Below are 17,346 nucleotides of genomic sequence, written 5' to 3' on the forward strand. Positions count from 1 at the left end.
GTCCTGGTGAAAAACATAGTCAGGTTATTGCTTATACTACTGGCATTGGAGAGTTGTGCGCGCGTTAACAATAAAAAGGTGACCTCTGGCCCAATGAACGCAGGTGATACCTCATCTTTACCTGCTCATGCTGTTACCTTAACGCCCGAGGAAATTAGCAATTTGAGGAGAAGGGTTGATAACCATCTTGATTCCACCCTGGGAAGAACCCGGTTCAATGGCAGCATCCTTGTTGCAAAGAATGGACAGATCGTATTTGAAGAATATACCGGATTTGTAGATCCCCGCACAAAAAAAGACTCCATTACTCCCTCCACACCATTTCACCTCGCTTCTGTATCAAAAACTTTTACCGGCATGGCCACGTTGCGGCTATGGGAAGAAGGTAAGCTGAATATTGAAGATCCTGTTTCCAAATACCTGCCTGGCTTTCCTTTGGAAGGTGTAACCATACGTACGTTGCTCAACCATCGCAGCGGCATTCCGAAATACGATCATTACATGGGCGAAATGGGTTGGGATAAACGAAAAATGATCTCCAATCAGGATGTATTGGATTTCCTTATTGCCAACTACAAGAAAATACCTATCGCGCCCCCCAATCGTGGCTTCAGCTACAGCAATACCAACTATGCACTGCTGGCGCTGATCATTGAGAAAGTAAGTGGACTATCCTTCAAGGATTATTTGAAAAAGACCTTTTTCGATCCGCTTGGGATGAAAAATACGTATGTATTCACCCTGGCCGATTCTGCCCGCTATATGCCATCTTTCTATTACAGCAACCGCGAATACAGGTTCGAATTCCTCGATGCAGTGTATGGCGACAAGAACGTCTACAGCACGGTTCGCGACCTGTTGAAATGGCACCAGGCCCTGCAACGCGAGAACTATTTTAAAAAAGCTACTCTCGACCAGGCCTATGCAGGTTACAGTTTTGAAAAGCCCGGCACCCACAATTATGGGCTGGGCTGGCGTATGTACCTGCTGAAGAACGGCAAAAAACTCATTTACCACAATGGCTGGTGGCATGGCAACCGCACTTCCTTCTATCGGATGACCGATGAAGATGCCGTGATCATTGCCCTTTGCAACAACGATTGCCGCTATGTATATAAAGTGAAGGAGCTGGCCGACATCTTTGGCGATTATATGCAGCAACATCGCCGCTATGCCGACGATGAGCCTACCCAGGTAGCCCGCGCAGAAAGGCCCCGCCAGGCAAAAGCCACCACAAAAAAGAAAAGCTCCCATCGCCGCTCAACTGCCAGAAAGTAATTAATTTTCGGGATGCAAATTTTTGCTACCGAACAAATTAGAGCCTGGGACGAATACACCATCCGCCATGAACCGATTGCATCGGTCGACCTCATGGAGCGCGCTGCCACAGCCTGCTATGAATGGTTGATGCAACACAACTATAAAGGCCGGTCTTATTCCATTTTCTGCGGAAAAGGGAATAATGGCGGAGATGGCCTCGTGATCGCCCGCCTGCTGGCCCAGAGCAATCATACTGTTACCGTTCATATCCTCGAATTCGGGCACAAGGGAACCGTTGATTTTCAGATCAACCTGGCCCGATTGCACGACACCACCGCGGGGATCCGGTTTGTGTCGTCAGAAGAAGCCTTGCATCCTATTCCTCCAGCCGATGTGGTGATCGATGCCTTGCTGGGCTCCGGCATTAACCGGCCCACCGACGGGCTCACCGCGCAGCTTATTAAGCATATAAATAACAGCGGCAACGAGGTCATTGCCATCGATATTCCGAGCGGGCTATTCGTAGACCACAGCAGCCGCGGAAATACGATCATCAAAGCCAGGCACACCCTTAGCTTTCAATGTTTTAAACCGGCTTTCCTGATGCCGGAGAACGCAGCGGTCATTGGCGGGATGCATATCCTGGATATCGGCCTGCACCCCGATTTTTTAAACACACAGGACGCTCCTTTTGAACTGATCGACCGGCCAATCGTCAACCGCCTGCTGCAACCTCGCCAGGCATTTTCCCATAAAGGCGATTTTGGCCATGCCGCGCTCGTTACCGGCAGCTATGGCATGATGGGCGCTGCCGTTTTATGTGCCCGGGCCTGTTTGCGCAGCGGCGTAGGCAAACTCACCTGCCACATACCAGCCTCCGGTTATACAATTATGCAGGTATCGGTGCCGGAAGCTATGTGCAAAACCGCCGAAAACGAACATCCCGCGGCAGAAATGGACAAATACGACGTCATTGGCATTGGTCCCGGACTTGGTTCAGATGCGGCGAATATCCCGCTGCTATATACATTATTTGAGCAGAACCGCCGGCCCATGGTCATAGATGCAGATGGTTTGAACACGATAGGCCGGGAAACAGCATTATTGAACAAGATCCCGCCCGGCTCCATACTTACACCCCATCCAAAAGAGTTCGAACGGCTGTTCGGCAAGACATTCAACGACTACGAGCGCATACAGCTGGCCCAGCAAAAAGCAGCAGCCCACCAGCTTTATATTGTATTGAAAGGCCGTTACACGTTTATTGCATCCCCTGATGGCAAGGGCTATTTCAACAGCTCGGGCAACCCGGGTATGGCCACCGGCGGAACAGGCGACGTGCTTACCGGTATACTCACCGGGCTGCTGGCGCAGCAGTATGCACCATTACATGCTGCCATTATGGGCGTATACCTGCATGGACTTGCCGGCGACCTGGCAGCCGCTTACACTTCGCAGCCTTCCCTCATCGCTTCTGACCTTATCGATTGTCTGGGCCAGGCGTTTCAATCGATTTCCAGTTCATAGTTTAAAGTTCAAAGCCCATTGACCATTCACCATTGACCATTGGCCACTCACCATCATGCCTTATCTTGCAATATGCATAACAGTGATCCTTTGGATAAACTAGATAACCCCGCCTGGTGGGCACTGACCGGCACCCAGCAATCGTTTGCAGCGGGAGATACAAGCGCTAAAAGATACCAACGCGGCATTTTACCTTTTACGGCGGTTGAAGAGGCAACAACAGAAAACCTGCTTGCGTTAAGTGAGCTGCTTGAACCAGGTGAGACCTTTTTTCTAATAGGTGAGCTGCCGCATCTGCCCGCCGGTTTTCAATTGCTGAAAGAACTACCCTGCGCCCAAATGATCCTGCAAAGGCCGGTGCCCGCCATACAAAGGAATGTTACGGTGGCTAAGCTAACCGAATTTAACAAAACAGAAATGTTCAACCTGATTAACAAAGTACAACCCGGTTATTATGAACCGGAGACTTCTCAACTCGGTAATTATTTTGGCATCCGGCAAAATGATCAACTGGTCGCCATAGCCGGTGAAAGAATGCGACTGGAACGACTAACAGAGATAAGTGCTATTTGCACTGATCCTGCTTATACAGGCCGCGGTTATGCGCAACAATTGATTGTTCAGTTATGTCATACCAATCTTGAACAGGGCAACACCCCTTTCCTGCACGTATTACAGACCAATGAACGCGCCATCCGGTTATACGAATATCTGGGATTTGTTACGAGAAGGGTTATTTCTTTTTGGCAAATGCAGTTCACCGTTTAAAGTTTACAGTTCAAAGTTTAAAGTTTACAGTTGATATGCTGAGTTGGCAGGGATAACTAGTTATTCAGTTATTCAGTTTATAATTAATAAGCAACCGGACAATTGTAGATTCTGAACATTGAGGAGGTTTGCCAATTGCCTAATGTCAATTGCCTATTGAATCTTCTCCGTCTCCTGCTCCATAAACTTCCTGAACTTTTCGCGCAGCGACTGATACCAGGCTATCATTTGTTTGGCTTCTGCCGAAATAGTGGAGCCTCCCCCCTTTTCGCCGCCAGTGGCAGTAACTACCATGGCACTGCCCATGGTCTCATTCAGCCGGCTGACGATCTCCCATGCTTTTTTATACGACATGCCGATTTTGCGCGCTGCCTGGTTAATGGATCCCGTTTCTTCGATCAGCTGCAACAGTTCAACCGGGCCAGGACCAAAAAAGCGGGTTCCGTTGCCTTCCACCCAAATACTTCCATTTACCCTGAAATCACCTTTCTTTAGCATGTCGCGCATTTGTTTTTTCATGATGCAATAATAAATAATTCAAAAAGACCGCCAAAACAAGCGGGGCGCCACTTGTCCATGTGTTAACAGGCAGTAAAACGATCATATATCAATTATAAAAAGATACGGTCGCTTGCAGTATTTCATCCCCGGCTACGCACATGCGTAGTTTTACGATCGCCGACGCTTTATTGCTATGGCCAGAGAGCGTCCCGAATGTATAGGGCTATGACCTGAACGGAAGCAAGAAAGTGTATTCAGGATAATTTTTTTGTTAAAGGGATGCGTCTTCTTAAGAGCACCCGCCCTTTTAGTGTTTTTTAAGACTACAGGTAAAAAGGTATTCGTTAAAAAATAACCCTTTTACAAGTATTTTTATAAGGAATTACTGTAACTTATAAACCGAACCCTTAATACATACTTAAATCAATTTCCGCTTAATGGAAAAGAGTATGCATGCGAACAACCGTTCAGGCGATGTCATTTTGGTATCAGTGGAAAAAAAATCTGGCGTTATAAATGGCATCTGGCCCCGGCAAGCCAGCTTACATGGCATGGCCGGTAAACGGTGTATAGGCAAAAAGATCCAGTCCTTCCTCACTCCTGCGTCCAAAACAGTTCTGAAACAAGCCATTTCGAAAAAGAATAAACTACCCGAAACTACCCTCCGGCTTGAGTTCCATTCCAAAAAACTGCCTGCTGCCAGCTATGAGTGCTCTCTATGGCATATACGCAAACAGCCCTTCGTGCTGGTAATACATAAACCGGCCGAACCTCAGTCTGCCACCACCGGCCTGCCGGCGACAGCAGACACCGAATTCATTGAAAGAAAACAGGCGGAACAATGGGTGCGCGAAGCAGCAGAGGAGAAGTTCAAACGCATCATTGAAAAGATCACAATGCCCATTGCTGCATACGAAATACATGAACCGAAGCGATTCGAATTTATCAATCCCAAGTTTACGGAATGGTTCGGCTATACTATTGAAGATCTTCCTGATATTGATCACTGGCGGCAGCTGGCCTTTCGCGACGAGGAGTATTTTCTGCAGTTGCAAAAAGAATGGCAAACCGAATTATTTAAAGTGCATAGTGGTGAAAAGGCGGAAAGCGGGCCTATTGATGTAACAGTTTATTGCAAAGACGGCACGATCAAGGATCTGGAATTATCGCTTACAACAGATGAAAATCTTTGTTATATAACATTTAACGATGTTACGGAACGCAATGCCATTTTAAGGGCCTTACGGGAGAACGCCCGGAATTTCAGGAATATTTCCGAACAATTACCTATTCCCATTTGTGTATTTAGTGATAAGGGAGAAACCCGGTTCCTGAACCAGGCGTTTATAGATACGTTTGGTTATACGCGCGAAGATATACCTAACCGGAAGTACTGGCTGCTAAAAGCGTATCCTGACGCCAATTACCGGAATGAGATCAGGGCCGTACGTGAATCGGCAAAACGCGGCCAACAGAAAACCGGAACAGCATTGGTTAACCATTATGAAGTAACCTGCAAGGATGGATCGAAAAAGAACGTGGAGTTCTTTGTTTCCACAGGACATAAGAATATATACATAGTGGCCAGTGATATTACCGGCAAAGTAAAAGCCGAACAGGAACTCAAACAATCACACCGCCAACTAAGAGAATTATCCACTTACCTCGAAAACATAAGAGAAGAAGAACGAAAACATATTTCGCGTGAAATACATGATGAACTCGGTCAGCAATTAACGCTGTTAAAGCTCGACCTGTTACAAATGACCAAAAAGATAAACCCCGAAGAAAAGGAATTGATAGACAAGATGAAACAGGCTGATCAGTTACTGGCAGAAACGATGCGATCGGTACGTAAGATAGCCACCCAGTTGAGACCCAGTATACTCGATAACCTGGGACTGGTAAGTGCGCTGGAATGGCAAAGCCGGGAGTTTGAAAAGAATTTTGGTATCCGCTGCATTTTTGAAAGCCTCCTGAACGAACCCCATTTTACGGTCACCCAGTCAAATGCCTTATTCCGCATATACCAGGAAGCCCTCACCAATATTGCCCGCCATGCCGGCGCCACCCAGGTTGACGCCGTGCTGTCGCAGGACAATGACAGGTACATACTGGAGATCCGCGATAACGGCAGCGGCTTTCGCATGAACGATGATGTGAACAATAAAAAAACACTCGGCCTGAAGGGCATGCAGGAAAGAACGCTGATGATCGACGGGGAATTCCATCTTGAAAGCAGCCCTGAACAGGGAACCTATATTCAAATATCCATCCCTATACTAATCACTAACCAGGAAATAAACCAACTGTGACTAAATTTTTAATAGCCGATGATCACAGCCTTATCCGGAAAGGCCTTAGTACTTTATTACGCGAGGAATTTCCCGGAGCGGAAGTAAGCGAAGTGACCGATTCCTCCGCCCTTCTTAAAGAAGCCGTGGTACAAAAATGGGATCTCATCATTTCAGATATATCCATGCCCGGCCGCAACATACTGGAAACATTGCGGCAGCTGAAAAAATTATTACCTGCCACCCCGGTATTGATCCTGAGTGTTCATCCTGAAGATCAATATGTGGTACGCGCGCTGAAAGCCGGCGCCTCCGGCTATTTGAATAAAGAAAGCCATCCCGATGAGCTTATAAAAGCCGTGCGGCAATTGCTGCAGGGAAAGAAATACGTGAGTGCCGAGGGCGCCGAGAAATTAGCCGCCGCCTTTGGCGATGATCCCAACCAGTTACCGCATGAGAAATTATCAGAGCGCGAATTTGACGTGCTCAAGCGCATAGCCTCGGGCAAAACAGTGTCGGAAATAGCCGCTTCCCTTTCCCTCAGCGTAAATACCATCAGCACCTACCGGTCGAGGATACTGGAAAAAATGAATATGCAGAATAACGCTGAACTGACGGTGTACGCTATTGAGAATAAGCTCATTTGACTGTTGGAAAATCACGAAAATACAATGCTCGTTAAGGATCCGGGTTGCAGGGTTCCGGTTACCAGTTACCGGGCGCCAGTTACCAGGACCTGAATTTCAATCACTCTACCAGGAATCGCCCTCCAGCTCCCTGGCCGGTGACCGGCAACCGGTAGCCGGTAACTGTATTTGTTTTTCCCTGAAACGTGTTAACCTGCAACCTGTAACACTCTCCGAACCGCTGCACTTCCTCCTTACTGCTGACTTTGTTTGTAGTGCAAACGACGACAACAAGTAATTGTCATCCCGACAAAAAAACAACATTTGACCCTATTGCTCAACATTGGTTGTTGATGCAACTTTGCACTCCAAACAAAAAAGCATGAATGAACGAAACACTCTGTATCCTCTTAATTGATGATTCGGCCTTATTCATTCATCGCATCGAACAACTGCTTTCTGAACGTTACGATAATGTCTCTATAGCGATCGCCGGTAGCTATGAAGATGCACTAACGATGTTCGCCCTAAAAACACCACACGTAATTTTCCTTGATATCAACCTGCCAGACAGGAGCGGAATTGACCTGCTGGTAAAGATCAGGGAAATGAACAGGCATGTGACGATCGTCATGCTTACCAATAACGACCCTGGTGAATATTTGGAAACATGCATGCGCCTTGGAGCTGATTACTATGTAGAGAAGTCTATGGGGTTTGACTCCATTACAGGCATAACAGATAAGGCCCTGGAAAGCCTTCTAAAACAAAAGTAAAACTAGCTATGAACATGAGTGACGGATGGTCACTGGATGCTCCCCTCAGGGGGCATGAATCGGTGTACTATGCAATCATTGACCAGGAAGGCCGTATAGTATCTATGAACACGGCCATGAACGCGGTTTTTGGTCCCGGAACTACCCGGCAGCTGGAGAAATTTCAATCCCTGCTGTCAGAAACCGACCGGGAAATCTTCGATACCCTGTTAGCAAATAACGACCCTGCCCTGCAATCCTTCCCTGTTAATTTGTACACCTATGCCGGCCCCAACCGACAGTTGATCTTTAAATGGTCATTCTTTCAACTGATCTCGGGCAAAGAAGACAACGGCTACATCCTGTGTGCCGGCCTTAGTAATGAGAACGCAGTGACCGCCGAAAGCGCCACGATCCTGGCACCCGGCGCTGCAGGCCAACAAGACCAGCAATCCGCCCTTTCAGGCATTTTGATAAAAATGCTCGACCACGAACGGTTGGTAATCGGACAGGAACTACATGATAATGTGAACCAACTGCTCGCCTCTGCCAAACTGCACCTTGACCTCATCCAGGTGTATAAGGCAGATAATCAAAAAGCAAAGGATGTTACTATTCAGCTGCTAAAAGACGCAATAGACGAGATCAAGAAGTTATCGCGCGGAATGGTGTTACAAAAATTGCAAAAAGATACCCTGCTTGAAAGTGTAAGAGCTTTCATTGAAGACATCAGATCGATCCACAAAATAAACATCGTTTTTGGGATCCATCAGTTTAAGGAAGAGCTCATTTCCGACCATAAGAAAATCAACATTTACCGTATTCTGCAGGAACAATTCAGGAATATCATAGAGCACAGCAGAGCAAAAACCGTGGTCATGACCCTCGAAACCGATGACAGGCATGTGGAGCTGATCATTGACGACGATGGCATCGGTTTCGACCCGGGCCACCAGGTAGATGGTATCGGCCTGATCAATATCAGGGAACGCGCCAGGCACCTGCACGGCCGTTGCGAGATCACTACCGCGCCTGGTAAAGGCTGCCGGCTGCACGTTACGATTCCTTTATGAAAACCCATACACGCTCAAATGCGAAATGCTGGATCCGCCAAAGGCGGAAAATGCAGCACATTCGGCTCAGGTGCAAATGCCCTGTACTTAATATGTGAAGTAATTGAGCATTGATCTTACAAAAGCTTCTGATATACGATCAGGAGCTTTTGTTATTTTACGGACATGGTAATACGATTTCCGCTGCCAGCTTCTCGAGGTTCTTCATGGATTGCTGCAAGCTGCGTTTGAGTTTGGTTTTACCGGCAAATGCAGGCAGGTAACGGTTAATAAAATTTTTCTTCCGGTAGATATCCAGGGTAACACGCGTCGTGTTATCATCTATTCTGTCCAACGTAAAATAAGTTACGTTATGGGTGTTCTCCTCCGTTTCACTAAACCTGATCTTGTCCGGCTGGTAATAAAAACTGCTGCTGTAAACAACGCTTTCACCAGAGTCGGTGATACAGCGGCAACGCATACCAATGCGGGGTAAAGGATGTTCAACATTTACTACCTTTTTAACCCCCTCCTGCCAATGGCTGCGGTAATTGAAATCGCCTGTAGCATGGAACATCGTAATGATATCTTTTTTATATTCCTGCGACATCGACAGCATCTTTACGATCTCCCGCTCATTTACCGGCTCAAGCGGTTCCGGCGGCAGCTCTTCTTTCAACTTACTTAACAACGTATAGCGATATGGAATTACGCCAGCCTCCGTTTCCTTATTACTCATACGCCAGTTCATCCATTGCCTGATACCTTCAGGTGGATCCTGTATCAGGTTATTCGTTACCAGCCAGTATTCATGTTGTGCTATATCGTTCTTTAATAGTTGGTGCGCAACGATCACGTCTTTACCGATCAGTTTATTGAACTGCTGTACCTGGTACCCGGTAAATTCACCGTAATGCGTAATAACTTTAAGTGTAAGCTGTATGGCTGCAGCGCAGGCAGCACACTGGCAATAGCGGCGGCGGTCGTAAGCGATCAATCGCCGGTGAAAAGCGCAGAACATATCCTCTACCTGCTGATATAACTCGGGTAATGCCGGCGGATCGCCAAATTTGTAAAACAGGATAGCGTCGCCTTCAATTTCGGAGATCTGCAAACCGAGATGGTTGGCATTGATCAGCACCTCAAGCAATTCCTGAATGATGAAGCGGCTGTGTTCAATTTCCGATTCAGAAACAAAACGGGTGAAACCGCTGATATCAGGAATAAAAAGAAGACCGCGGTTGTCCATTTTTTTCTTTTAAAGTTACGAAGAACCGCGGTCTGGAGATTTCTGATTTTGAGATTTTGAGACCTGCCTGCCGGCAGGCAGGTTTCGAGATTTGCGCGAGTTCAAAATTGCCGATAAATCCCGAAATCGGAAATCCCGAAATCTCAAAATTTTTTAAGTTATTGATCCTTTGAAACGCTTTTGGTTACAGTTTTCGCATCGCGCGTATTCTTTTGAACAGCAATAGCGCCAAACAGAGCCAGTAAAAAAGAGAACGCATAGTATCCTTTTTCGCTGGGTAAAATAGCAGCATTCCATAAACCCACTACCAGTAATACTACGGCCAGAATGGTGCAGAACCAGCTTAAACCATAATAGATCTCGGTAACAGGAATACCTTCCAGTTTGTCACGAACACTTTTTTGAACAGAGATAACGGAAAAAAGACCGAACATTAAAACCGTAAAATAATAGCCCTTTTCATTCAGTTGCATTTCAGCGCGCCACAAGCCGATTAAAAATCCGGCCATACCGGCGCCAAGGGCAATCCACGACGCCGCAATAAAGGCGTTTGAGGGTTTTTGGTTCATGGGTTGTTTTTAAGGTTAACTAAGAAACCGAACGGGTAAAAATACCAAAATAAAGGTAGAATCCAAACCCATAAATTCTCCTAAATGTGCCAGTCCCAGTCAAAAATACCGGAACCCATCGTCCACCCAAATAGGCTGGTAATTATACCAATTAATATAGTTACCTTTAAGAATGGCCTTTATATTGTCCCCATTGATAACGCCTATCCGCACACCTGCATTTTTGTAAGCCATTCAACCGGTAACAACCATGAACAACTTTCAACATTTGGCAACTGCTATGCTCTTTGTTGTCACCCTGCTGTTATCGTGCAGAGAAAGACAAAAGCCCATGCTGGCGAAAGAGATCAGCGACATTAATCTGAAAACAGGGAATGTTGTGTTATGCGGTCCCGAAGATAAAGGCGTAGGCAAAGTATCGTTTATCATATCGGGCGACGACAGCACTTCGAGGCAATTCAATTTTGGCATCGCCCTGTTACATTCCTTTGAATACGATGAAGCCGAAAAAGTTTTTGCACAGATCATTCACCGCGATCCGCATTGCGCCATGGCGTATTGGGGTGTAGCCATGTGTAATTTCCATCCCTTATGGACGCCGCCCGAAGCGCCGGAATTGATAAAAGGTAATAAAGCGTTGGAAATTGCGCGCTCCATAACAGCTAAAACTAACCGTGAATCGGATTATATCAATGCCTTATCTGCCTATTATAAAAACTGGGAAAAGCTCGATCACCGCACCCGGTGCCTGCAGTATGAAGAAGCAATGAAAAAATTATCGGAGAAATATGCCAACGATAAAGAAGCCGCGATCTTTTATGCCCTGGCGCTGGATGCAGCCGCTGACCCGGCCGATAAAATGTACACCCGGCAAAAGAAGGCCGGACAAATCCTCAACAGCATTTATCCCAACGCCCCCTATCATCCCGGCGTTGTGCATTATATCATTCACACCTACGATTATCCGGAGTTGGCGCAACTGGCGTTACCGGCAGCACAGAAATATGCATCGGTAGCACCTTCATCGGCGCATGCACAGCATATGCCTTCACATATCTTTACGCGCCTGGGCATGTGGGATGAAAGCATCCAGTCGAACCTGGCATCCATCACGGCAGCCCGCTGTTATGCAGAAAGCGCGGGCATCAAAGGTATCTGGGATGAAGAGCTGCATGCCATGGATTATGTCGTATATGCCTATTTGCAAAAGAAGGACCTGAAAAAAGCCAAAGAACAATGGGATCTGCTGAATACATTTAAAGAAGCATCACCGCCTAATTTGAAAGGCGCCTATACATTTGCCGCTATTCCGGTGCGGTATGTGCTGGAAAACAGGTTGTGGAAAGAAGCTACAACACTGACTACCACCCCGGCCGGATTTCCCATGCAACAATTTCTCTGGCAGCGCGGCATTATTCATTTCGCCCGCCTGCTGGGCTTTGTGCACCTCGACCAGCCAGACAGCGCCAAGAACGAACTCGCCATCCTGAACAAGCTGCGAAACGACTTACTGGCCAAACAAAAGACCTATTATGCCAACCAGGTAGATATCCAGATCAAAGCCTCGGAAGGCTGGATCTTATGGAAAGAAGGCAATTCCGCAGCTGCCCTGGAAAAGATGCACGAGGCCGCAGATATGGAAGACAAAACCGAAAAACATCCGGTAACGCCCGGCGAGGTATTACCTGCGCGCGAATTACTGGCCGATCTGTACCTGGCATTGAAACAACCTGAAAAAGCATTAGCGGCCTACCAGGCAGATCTGGAAAAACATCCGAACCGCTACAACGGGCTCCAGGGAGCTGCCCGCTCGGCCCGTTTATGCGGCAACAAGGAGCTGGCTGATTATTACGCCAGACAGCTGCAGAAAGTAACAAAATACGATAACAGATCAATAGCGAAGGCGGAATAAAATAAATCCGGCGTTCATCCGTTAATGTACGTTTTGAAAGTTTCCATAGCAAATAATTACCGACAACGATGAAAAAACAAGCTGATCTGAAGAACGAAAAGATCAAAGCGTATATCTTTCTTAATGACCTGTATGAAACCGTCTATTACCCAAATGACGTGGTTGATAAAGGAAAATCTATTTTAATCGACCTTTGCTTCGACATCGAAAAAACGCAGCCGCAGGACCTCGATGAATTATATGTTTTAACCCACGCCGCTGCAGACAAATTCAACGACCTGCAGGATGAATTTTATGACAATGACAGCGAAATAGAAACAGTTGCCAGGGATATCATTGGCGAAGACCTTTATTTTATTGCAACCGCTTATGGCTATAAAGATGCCGATCCCCGAGAATTAATGGCTACCAGCAACTGGTAACATAACCCGGGTGTTTGTAAAAAAATGCTGTCCTGGCGCTCCAGAACAGCATTTTTTATTTTATACCATTTGAATGCCTTCCGCCTTTAATTTTTGGAATAACAACAATAAAATGGCGCTTTTGGCCGAATCGGACTTATTCACATCGCTGCACCAGAAATAGGCTTTCAGCTCGAAGCCGTCGTCGTTCACCTTGGTGAACAAAATGGAAGGTTCACGGCCTTCATAAACATAACCCGAAGAAAGAATAGCATTTTTAACAAGCGTTGATACCACTTCCATATCATTATTCCCGGTAACGGCCAGGTCTAACTGCACCCGCTGCTGGTTATTGCTCAGGGTCCAGTTAACGATCTGCTGCGACAGCACATCGCCGTTGGGTATGATCACTTCGGCCCCATCGCCGGTGAGCAGGGTGCTCGAACGCAGTCCTATCTCCCGCACTTTGCCACTTTTATCGCCAATTTCCACCAAATCTCCTATTTGCAGCGGCCGGTCGAAGATAAGGATGATACCCGATACAAAATTATTGACAATATTCTGCAAGCCTAAACCGATACCAACACCAAGAGCGCCCAGCACAATGGTAATTTTATCAACCGGAACACCGGAAGCGGCAACGGCCAGCAGGTAGCCAACGCACAAAAGAATAAGCCGCGCGATCAGCAAACGCGAGCGCTGTCCCTTGTTATGTATTTCATCGTCTTCTGTACTACCCGTATCGCCAAAAAAGTAGCCCACATATTTCTGCAGCAGGTGAGCGATCCAGATAATAAAGAAAAACAACAGCACACCGCCGAGCGTAAAACTGGCATTACCAATATTACGCGGGTGAGTAAGGAATTCGCCCAAAAAGGTCAAGGCTGAAGTATAGATATTCAGGTTTGTCGCAAATACGATCAGCCACAGAATGACTACCAGGAAAAGGATCGGCCGGCGGAAACCTGCCAGTACCGGTTGGTAATTCAACCGGCCCTGTACATTGCGATGCAGGCGGCTGGCAACGATCTGCAGCAAAATGGCTTCCATGCATATTTTGCTGAACACGGCCAGGCCAATGGCCTGGGTAAACGCAAAGATGGCCGAGCTGCCCAGAATCTGGGCCAAAGAAACGCGGCCGAAGATATTGCACAACACACTCACCACATTCATAACATTATGCAGGATGATCACAAAACGAAGGAACCGGCGCACAGGCAGGTTGTGTTGCATTTGAGAAAGGAACAGCATGCCAAAAACCACCGACAGTATATTCAGTAAGATCAGGCCGTTGCGCTGCCAGAAACCGGGATCGGCCATATGATGCGTAAAAGAAAAGCAAATATATAAGATGACCATCGCTATCCAGTATACGAACAGCCGGCGCGGCCACTTCTTCCAGCAGATGATAGTGAGAATAACAAGCATCAGGAACTGCATGGACTCAATATAGGCAGAAGGCGCATGCAGATCGAATAAGGGCGCTACCGCAAACATCATAATGAAAGCAGCAACGATATAGTTTTGCGGCAGGTAGTCAAACTCAAGGTTGTTGATGCGTTCCAGCGCGTTCAACCGCTTCAGGGTTTTGATATTGCGAAAGATCCAGGTGAAGAACAACACACCGATGAGCAGCAGGAACAACCGTTTGTAGCCACTGTCCTTGAAATAATAATGCAGCGCCTTTTTTTCACCATCATACGCTTTCCCGAGCGATTGGCGGGCGCTGGCCGACAAACTGGTGGTATCTTTTTCCCACAGGTAATTAGATTCCTTGCCGAATATGCGGCTGGCAGAGGTCGTTAGCAGGCCCCTTACTTTATCCAGCAATTGAGTAGCTGTTACCGCATTGGAAGATACCTGCGTTTGTAAGTGGTTCACTTTAGCCAGGCTTTCCCGCAATTTGGAGGTAGAGCCGCTAAACAGATCGCGCATTCCTTTTAACTGGGGCGAGAACTGTTTGCGTAATACCGAATCGCGCCAGATCTGCCGCATCAGCGTATCCCCTACCAGGGTTTTCATACTGTTGCGAAGAGCAACCAATTTATTTTCGGTACTATCCAGCACTTTGCGGTCTTCCCGGCAGGCTGCCTGAATATTCTGCAAAAGGGTTTCAAAAACCTGCAAATTGCGCAGGTTAAGCGCCGCGCTGTTGTTAAGCACGTTGTCTTTCAGCACAGCCAGCAGCGAGTCGGTGTGCTCCAGGTTTTCTCTTATTAGTTTTACCGGCAATCCCAGTTCGCTCTTATTTCCTACATTATTCAAAATGAGGTAGGTCTTTTCTATCTGCAGCTGGTAATCGCTGGTCGTTAATTTGGCGGAATCGGAAAATAACGAGGACAGCTGGTTGCTTCTTCTCCATCGGGCAGTATCACGTTGCTTACGCGTTGAGTCTGTATTATGCTGCGATTGATGTTGTTTGCGGGTAGCATCCTGCGCCCATGTCGGGAATGCAAATGCTACACTTATTGTGAGGACGATCAGGAGGCCTTTGAGGTACTTCATGAATACTGGTATTTGGGGCGCTAAGCTATAAAAACTAATTCAATTCTAATATGAGCTTAATTTGTCGCAAATGACCTTAAAAATGTCGCATTTACCGCCTTGATAATTAAGCATATCGCCTTAAGTTTACCGCCGAAAAATCAATACGATATTTATGCAGAAACCGATGAAGTCAGCAATGGGTTTTATTTTTATCACATTACTGATAGATGTAATGGGATGGGGATTGATCATTCCTGTAATGGCCGATCTGATTGCGCAGCTAAAAGGAATACCGGTAAATGAGGCCAGCACTTATGGCGCTTTTTTATTATCTGTTTTTGCTGTTGCACAATTTTTATTTGCACCGGTTGTCGGAAACCTGAGTGACCGGTACGGCCGCCGGCCCGTGTTATTGTTTTCCCTGTTGGGTTTCGGCATCGATTACATTATCCTGGCATTGGCACCTACCTATGGCTGGTTGTTCTTAGGCCGTGTAATAGCCGGTATTACAGGCGCCAGCTTTACAACAGCCACCGCCTATATTGCAGATATAAGTCCCGATGAAACGACCAGGGCTAAAAACTTTGGACTGATCGGTGCTGCGTTCGGGTTAGGTTTTGTGCTGGGTCCGGCCCTCGGCGCCCTGCTGGCTACCTGGGGCATACGAGCGCCTTTTTATGCAGCCGCTGCCCTGTGCCTGCTCAACTGTTTGTACGGACTATTCCTTTTGCCCGAATCATTAAGCAAAGAGAACCGCCGGCCTTTTGAATGGAAACGCGCCAACCCATTTGGTTCCTTAAAATTTCTAACTGCACACAAAGAGATCGGTGGACTGGCCATCAGCTTTTTCCTCATCTATCTCGGCGCGCAGGCAGTGCAGGGCAATTGGAACTTCTTCACTATATACCAGTTTCACTGGAGTGAAAAAATGGTGGGTATATCCCTGGCCGTTGTAGGCGTACTGGTAGGTGCCGTACAGGGTGGATTGACCAGAGTGGTGGTGCCTAAGCTGGGTAATGAAAAAAGTATCTACATAGGCCTGGGATTGTATACCCTCGGACTGGTGTTGTTTGCCTTTGCTACTGAGGGATGGATGATGTTTGCTTTCCTGGTTCCTTATTGTTTGGGTGGCATTTGCGGACCTTCATTACAGTCAGTGATCTCCGTGCATGTAGCGCCCAACCAGCAGGGTGAGTTGCAGGGCGCGCTCACCAGCCTGATGAGCCTGACGACCATTTTCGGTCCATTGATCATGAATAATACGTTTGCTTATTTCACGTCAGACAAAGCACCATTTCATTTCCCCGGGATACACTTCCTGATCGGGGCGGTGTGTATGTTGCTCAGCATAATCATTATCTGGAAATTATTGAGCCGTGAAAAGAAAGAGCAACCGGAACTTTCAAAAGCAATCGCGGGCGCAGGAACCATGAGCGAGACCCCGATGCATTAAAGAGATATGAATATTTGTATAATGGCGTCCTGGCAACCCGGGACGCTTGTTTTTTTGTATATTGCTGTTATCCTGTTCTAAAAGATATGAATTATCACATTTATTTCAGTCTTTCCAACACACCTTTTCTTTTTACGATATTTTTATAATCCCATTGAATGTCACGGGATTTCTTCAGCCAGCGTTTCAACTCGCTTTTTTTGACCTGGCTCACAGCAGTATAACGCGCTTCCGCAGCTTTGAAAGTACCCTCCTTTTGCAGACCCTCTTCATCAAACGACTGACCGCTCCAGAACAACAGGCGAATACAACCCTTTAATTTGCTATAGCCAGCGATAGGATTACCATCCAGGAACCACACGGGATGTGCATGCCAGATCTTGCTTTCAGCATCCGGCAAAGCAGTATCTATTTCTTTTGCCAGCAACTCACAGATCGCTTTCTCTTCTGGCGCCTGCGCATTGTTGTATTTTTGAATATCCGGATGCATAA

General features: G+C 46.9%; 15 protein-coding genes. 10 read left to right on the forward strand and 5 right to left on the reverse strand.

Annotated features, from left to right (window positions below; translation table 11 throughout):
• The first annotated feature begins 93 nt into the window (after window positions 1-93).
• The 3 genes from JUB15_RS12850 to JUB15_RS12860 all read left to right on the forward strand — a co-directional run bounded on the left by JUB15_RS12850 (window position 94) and on the right by JUB15_RS12860 (window position 3,555).
• A complete protein-coding gene (locus tag JUB15_RS12850) occupies window positions 94-1,278 on the forward strand; it encodes a serine hydrolase domain-containing protein (protein WP_207512900.1) in 1,185 nt (394 codons plus the stop codon).
• 12 nt (window positions 1,279-1,290) lie between these two features.
• Entirely contained in the window at window positions 1,291-2,787 is a 1,497-nt protein-coding gene (locus JUB15_RS12855; RefSeq protein WP_207512901.1) for an NAD(P)H-hydrate dehydratase, read from the forward strand.
• A gap of 90 nt (window positions 2,788-2,877) precedes the next feature.
• On the forward strand, window positions 2,878-3,555 hold the full coding sequence (locus tag JUB15_RS12860) for a GNAT family N-acetyltransferase (protein ID WP_207512902.1): 678 nt from the start codon (window positions 2,878-2,880) through the stop codon (window positions 3,553-3,555).
• A gap of 153 nt (window positions 3,556-3,708) precedes the next feature.
• On the opposite strand, the gene JUB15_RS12865 is transcribed toward JUB15_RS12860, so the two are convergent.
• Window positions 3,709-4,074, reverse strand: coding sequence for a winged helix-turn-helix domain-containing protein (locus JUB15_RS12865; protein ID WP_242696327.1), 366 nt, complete (start codon window positions 4,072-4,074; stop codon window positions 3,709-3,711).
• Between the two features lie 419 nt (window positions 4,075-4,493).
• Here JUB15_RS12865 and JUB15_RS12870 point away from each other — a divergent pair, with 419 nt between their 5' ends.
• The 4 genes from JUB15_RS12870 (at window position 4,494) to JUB15_RS12885 (ending at window position 8,804) form a co-directional block, all read left to right on the forward strand.
• Window positions 4,494-6,371: a PAS domain-containing sensor histidine kinase gene (locus JUB15_RS12870; RefSeq protein ID WP_207512903.1), complete on the forward strand. Its 1,878-nt coding sequence runs from the start codon at window positions 4,494-4,496 to the stop codon at window positions 6,369-6,371.
• Window positions 6,368-6,997: a response regulator gene (locus JUB15_RS28770; RefSeq protein WP_207512904.1), complete on the forward strand. Its 630-nt coding sequence runs from the start codon at window positions 6,368-6,370 to the stop codon at window positions 6,995-6,997. The genes JUB15_RS12870 and JUB15_RS28770 overlap by 4 nt, the downstream gene beginning before the upstream one ends.
• 365 nt (window positions 6,998-7,362) lie before the next feature.
• Window positions 7,363-7,752, forward strand: coding sequence for a response regulator (locus JUB15_RS12880; RefSeq protein WP_207512905.1), 390 nt, complete (start codon window positions 7,363-7,365; stop codon window positions 7,750-7,752).
• Between the two features lie 14 nt (window positions 7,753-7,766).
• Window positions 7,767-8,804: a sensor histidine kinase gene (locus JUB15_RS12885; protein ID WP_207512906.1), complete on the forward strand. Its 1,038-nt coding sequence runs from the start codon at window positions 7,767-7,769 to the stop codon at window positions 8,802-8,804.
• A 157-nt stretch (window positions 8,805-8,961) separates the two neighbouring features.
• Here the strand turns inward: JUB15_RS12885 and JUB15_RS12890 are convergent, their stop codons facing one another.
• A complete protein-coding gene (locus tag JUB15_RS12890; RefSeq protein ID WP_207512907.1) occupies window positions 8,962-10,032 on the reverse strand; it encodes a DUF2652 domain-containing protein in 1,071 nt (356 codons plus the stop codon).
• A 158-nt stretch (window positions 10,033-10,190) separates the two neighbouring features.
• Window positions 10,191-10,601, reverse strand: a complete 411-nt coding sequence (gene yiaA / locus JUB15_RS12895; protein ID WP_207512908.1) for an inner membrane protein YiaA — start codon at window positions 10,599-10,601, stop codon at window positions 10,191-10,193.
• A gap of 250 nt (window positions 10,602-10,851) precedes the next feature.
• On the opposite strand from yiaA, the gene JUB15_RS12900 reads away from it, so the two are divergent.
• Window positions 10,852-12,513 (forward strand): tetratricopeptide repeat protein, encoded by a 1,662-nt coding sequence (locus tag JUB15_RS12900; protein WP_207512909.1) that lies wholly within the window; start codon window positions 10,852-10,854, stop codon window positions 12,511-12,513.
• 68 nt (window positions 12,514-12,581) lie between these two features.
• Window positions 12,582-12,935: a DUF5713 family protein gene (locus JUB15_RS12905; RefSeq protein ID WP_207512910.1), complete on the forward strand. Its 354-nt coding sequence runs from the start codon at window positions 12,582-12,584 to the stop codon at window positions 12,933-12,935.
• 60 nt (window positions 12,936-12,995) lie between these two features.
• On the opposite strand, the gene JUB15_RS12910 is transcribed toward JUB15_RS12905, so the two are convergent.
• The gene (locus JUB15_RS12910) at window positions 12,996-15,419 is read right to left on the reverse strand and encodes a mechanosensitive ion channel family protein (protein WP_207512911.1); all 2,424 of its coding nucleotides are present in this window, start codon (window positions 15,417-15,419) and stop codon (window positions 12,996-12,998) included.
• 154 nt (window positions 15,420-15,573) lie between these two features.
• On the opposite strand from JUB15_RS12910, the gene JUB15_RS12915 reads away from it, so the two are divergent.
• Window positions 15,574-16,854, forward strand: a complete 1,281-nt coding sequence (locus JUB15_RS12915; protein ID WP_207512912.1) for a TCR/Tet family MFS transporter — start codon at window positions 15,574-15,576, stop codon at window positions 16,852-16,854.
• A gap of 100 nt (window positions 16,855-16,954) precedes the next feature.
• Here the strand turns inward: JUB15_RS12915 and JUB15_RS12920 are convergent, their stop codons facing one another.
• Window positions 16,955-17,344 carry a DUF1801 domain-containing protein gene (locus tag JUB15_RS12920; RefSeq protein WP_207512913.1) on the reverse strand — a complete coding sequence of 130 codons (390 nt, stop codon included), beginning with the start codon at window positions 17,342-17,344 and terminating at the stop codon, window positions 16,955-16,957.
• Window positions 17,345-17,346 lie beyond the last annotated feature (2 nt).

The sequence above is a fragment of the Longitalea luteola genome, assembly GCF_017356035.1.
Lineage (GTDB): Bacteria > Bacteroidota > Bacteroidia > Chitinophagales > Chitinophagaceae > Niastella > Niastella luteola.

What these genes read in the sequence shown, in the direction of transcription:
- JUB15_RS12850 (WP_207512900.1), top strand. Translation starts at nt 94, where the DNA reads ATGAACGCAGGTGATACCTCATCTTTACCTGCTCATGCTGTTACCTTA.
- JUB15_RS12855 (WP_207512901.1), top strand. Translation starts at nt 1,291, where the DNA reads ATGCAAATTTTTGCTACCGAACAAATTAGAGCCTGGGACGAATACACC.
- JUB15_RS12865 (WP_242696327.1), bottom strand. Translation starts at nt 4,074, where the DNA reads ATGAAAAAACAAATGCGCGACATGCTAAAGAAAGGTGATTTCAGGGTA.
- JUB15_RS12870 (WP_207512903.1), top strand. Translation starts at nt 4,494, where the DNA reads ATGGAAAAGAGTATGCATGCGAACAACCGTTCAGGCGATGTCATTTTG.
- JUB15_RS12880 (WP_207512905.1), top strand. Translation starts at nt 7,363, where the DNA reads ATGAACGAAACACTCTGTATCCTCTTAATTGATGATTCGGCCTTATTC.
- JUB15_RS12885 (WP_207512906.1), top strand. Translation starts at nt 7,767, where the DNA reads ATGAGTGACGGATGGTCACTGGATGCTCCCCTCAGGGGGCATGAATCG.
- JUB15_RS12890 (WP_207512907.1), bottom strand. Translation starts at nt 10,032, where the DNA reads ATGGACAACCGCGGTCTTCTTTTTATTCCTGATATCAGCGGTTTCACC.
- yiaA (WP_207512908.1), bottom strand. Translation starts at nt 10,601, where the DNA reads ATGAACCAAAAACCCTCAAACGCCTTTATTGCGGCGTCGTGGATTGCC.
- JUB15_RS12900 (WP_207512909.1), top strand. Translation starts at nt 10,852, where the DNA reads ATGAACAACTTTCAACATTTGGCAACTGCTATGCTCTTTGTTGTCACC.
- JUB15_RS12905 (WP_207512910.1), top strand. Translation starts at nt 12,582, where the DNA reads ATGAAAAAACAAGCTGATCTGAAGAACGAAAAGATCAAAGCGTATATC.
- JUB15_RS12910 (WP_207512911.1), bottom strand. Translation starts at nt 15,419, where the DNA reads ATGAAGTACCTCAAAGGCCTCCTGATCGTCCTCACAATAAGTGTAGCA.
- JUB15_RS12915 (WP_207512912.1), top strand. Translation starts at nt 15,574, where the DNA reads ATGCAGAAACCGATGAAGTCAGCAATGGGTTTTATTTTTATCACATTA.
- JUB15_RS12920 (WP_207512913.1), bottom strand. Translation starts at nt 17,344, where the DNA reads ATGCATCCGGATATTCAAAAATACAACAATGCGCAGGCGCCAGAAGAG.